Genomic DNA, 2,056 nt, shown 5'->3' with positions numbered 1-2,056 from the left:
GATGTGGCGCTTGCCGTCATGGCGGACCTGGATCGGCGTCTTCATGCCGTTTTCCAGAATGTCCTCGGCGAGATGGCGGACGGTCTCGGGATGCAGCGTTTTCTTGCGCGCCGTCGGCACGTAGATCTCGTCGACCTTGACCTTTTGCACTCTGAGCATGCCGACCCCCGTGGCGGAAACGCCGCCACCCCTGAAATAGTCCGTTTGATGGAGGTGGCCAAGGGTGCGGCTAACGAATACGAAGTCCGAAGGCCATTCTCGGTTCGAAGATGCCAGGGACAGCAGATCGTTTGCCTGTCGTCGCGCGTTTCGATATTGCGTCTGCGCGATCGTCGAAGGCCACGGAGCAAATCCCCATGAGCAAATCTCTCGTCACCTTTGTCGGCGTCGCTCATCCCTGGATGTGCGACGTGATGGGGCACGTGAATGTGCGTCACTACGCGGCGATGTTCGATGATGCCAGCTTCCAGCTTCTCGGCCATATTGCCGGACAGGACGACAACCAGGCGTCGCAGATCGGATGGGCCGACGTGCGCACCGAAATCGACTATCGGCATGAAACGAAAGCCGGTGCACTCATCACCATCCGCTCGCATGTCGTGAAGATCGGCCGCACCTCCATCACCTTCGAACAGGTGATGTTGGGCTCGCTCGACGGCATTGTCCGCGCATCGAGCCGGACGACAAGCGTGCGCTTCGACCTTGCCGCGCGCGCCTCGGTCGCTCTGGACGAGCCGATGCGCGACCGCTCTTCGGCCTTCCTGATCGAATAAGCCTGTCTCCGCCCGTCAGCCTATGTAGATGCGGTCATCGAGGGGCGTGTCGGCAATCAGCGTCTGCAGCCCTGACAGCAGCGCCTTCTCGGCGCGGTTCATCACCTTGTCCGGATTGACCAGCAGGAAGATGTCGATGGCCGGCGGCGCGTCATAGGGCGGCAGCCGCCACAGCATTCCATCCGCCACATCCCGCCGCGCGACGTGCAGCGGCAGCGGCCCAATGCCCAACCCGGCGACGATCATGCGCCGCACCTCTTCCAGGCTCGAGGACACGCCGACGACATCGGCATTGAGCCGGGCCTCGCTGCGCAACAGCGCGACCGGCCGCAACGCATCCGAGATATGGTCGGTCTGGAACGATACCGAGGGCTCGCCTCGGAGATCGGTCAGCGTCAGCCCGGTTTGCCCGTAAAGCCTGTGCTGCGGCCCACAGAAGAAGCCGAAGAACTCGCGGTAGACCATCGCATATTCCAGCGCCGGATCGCGCTGGCTGACCAGGCAGATGCCGAAGGAAGCACGCCGCTCCCTCACCTGCTTGGCGACTTCGGTGCTTGCTGCGACTGAAATGGTGATGCTGGCGTGCGGGTAGTTGCTGTGGAACTCGGACAGCGCCTGATCAAAGAGCGGCGAGACGACATGGCTTGCCGTCGCGATCATCACATGGCCGGTAACATCGTCGCTGATGCCGCGCATCAGCAGCGGCAACTGCGATATGGTGCCGAACACCTCGACGCTCTGCTCGTAGAGAAGCCGCCCGACCTCGGTCAGTTCGAAGCGCGTCGCGTCGCGCTCGACCAGACGCCGGCCCACCCGGTCCTCCAGTCGCCGCAGAGCATTGCTGACGCTGGGTTGCTTGAGGTTCAGTCGCTCCGCAGCTCGCGTGATGCCCTTCACCTCCGCGATGACGACGAATGTCCTCAGAAGGTTCCAGTCGAGATCCCAGACCAGCCGTTCGGGGCGTGGAAGTACCATTCCTGATATCTATGCTCTCTATTCGCATTATCTATTTGCGCAATGATACCGCAAAGGCAATCATTGATGACAGGAAAGCGTCTGCACGCCTCCCAAGAACAAACCTTGCGCGCCATCCAGAGGAGAGGAAATCAGATGAACAGAGTATTTTCCGGCATCGCCGTTGCGGCCCTGCTGCTTGCGTCGACCTTCACTGCCGTTTCGGCCAGGGCCGACGACCTCGAAAAGATCAAGGCGGCGGGCGAGCTGAAGATTTCCATGAGCGGTCAGTATCCGCCCTTCAACTTCGTCAACGACCAGAATGAAGT

General features: G+C 61.3%; 2 protein-coding genes and 1 pseudogene. 1 reads left to right on the top strand and 2 read right to left on the bottom strand.

Annotated features, from left to right (window positions below):
• A pseudogene (locus tag EN949_RS37325) lies at positions 1–159 on the bottom strand (chromosome partitioning protein ParB); the annotation flags it as partial.
• Between the two features lie 197 nt (positions 160–356).
• Here EN949_RS37325 and EN949_RS34860 point away from each other — a divergent pair.
• Positions 357–773, top strand: a complete 417-nt coding sequence (locus EN949_RS34860; RefSeq protein WP_024504355.1) for an acyl-CoA thioesterase — start codon at positions 357–359, stop codon at positions 771–773.
• A gap of 15 nt (positions 774–788) precedes the next feature.
• Here the strand turns inward: EN949_RS34860 and EN949_RS34855 are convergent, their stop codons facing one another.
• Positions 789–1,748 carry a LysR family transcriptional regulator gene (locus EN949_RS34855; RefSeq protein ID WP_127224109.1) on the bottom strand — a complete coding sequence of 320 codons (960 nt, stop codon included), beginning with the start codon at positions 1,746–1,748 and terminating at the stop codon, positions 789–791.
• Positions 1,749–2,056: the final 308 nt, after the last annotated feature.

The sequence above is a fragment of the Mesorhizobium sp. M7A.F.Ca.US.007.01.2.1 genome, assembly GCF_003998165.1.
Taxonomy (GTDB): domain Bacteria; phylum Pseudomonadota; class Alphaproteobacteria; order Rhizobiales; family Rhizobiaceae; genus Mesorhizobium; species Mesorhizobium ciceri.
This window is presented reverse-complemented; position numbering and strand designations above follow the sequence as displayed.

Coding starts and splice junctions, on each gene's coding strand:
- EN949_RS34860 (WP_024504355.1), top strand. CDS start 357: ATGAGCAAATCTCTCGTCACCTTTGTCGGCGTCGCTCATCCCTGGATG.
- EN949_RS34855 (WP_127224109.1), bottom strand. CDS start 1,748: ATGGTACTTCCACGCCCCGAACGGCTGGTCTGGGATCTCGACTGGAAC.